Below are 656 nucleotides of genomic sequence, written 5' to 3'. Positions count from 1 at the left end.
CAACTCCAGCGGCGATCTACCACCCGGCGAGGCGACGCAGTCTTCTGCCGAGCCGGACTCGCTTCCGTTCTCGGGTGAGACATCCCGCTTYGACCCCCGATCGCCTTATTGCTCACTACAGTGCCGTTCACGGAGCGTAAGTCGAGCGTGAGCAGCGTGGAGGCGGCGTCGTGTCAATGGTTTGTCGGAGTTCTCCGGCGCGCTCACCGACACGGCACGGCGGTTTCCGCTCGCCGCTCTTCTGTCCTACTGACCAGCAAGAACAACCTCAGCATGCTGACGAGACCTTGCCGCAGCCACGCCGCTCGGCGGCGACATCGCCTTCGAGGCACTCACCTTCCGCAACCGCCAGCGCACGCTCCATGCATCCGGAGTGGTCGATGGAATGACGGACGCGCCGTCGCCGGTGGGCGCGGCACACCCACCGGCGTAGCTCGTCATGGCCCTGAGACGATAACTACCCCGTCCTGGCCCAACATGGAGAGCAACGGTGAAAGACCGCGTCCGCGCTGTCCTCGTCACCCCGAATGACAAGGTCCTGCTCATTCGCCGGGAGCGCCCGCACACTCCGGTTTACTGGGTTCTCCCCGGCGGCGGCGTCGAATCCACCGATGCGAGCCGCGAGGATGCACTGCGCCGCGAAGTCCACGAGGAAC

At 65.5% G+C, this 656-nt stretch carries 1 protein-coding gene; it reads left to right on the top strand.

The window, feature by feature from the left end; translation table 11 throughout:
* Positions 1-490 precede the first annotated feature (490 nt).
* A partial coding sequence (locus DMB66_RS60580; RefSeq protein ID WP_148113019.1) for an NUDIX domain-containing protein occupies positions 491-656 on the top strand: 166 nt, incomplete at its 3' end.

Source organism: Actinoplanes sp. ATCC 53533 (genome assembly GCF_003947245.1).
This window is presented reverse-complemented; position numbering and strand designations above follow the sequence as displayed.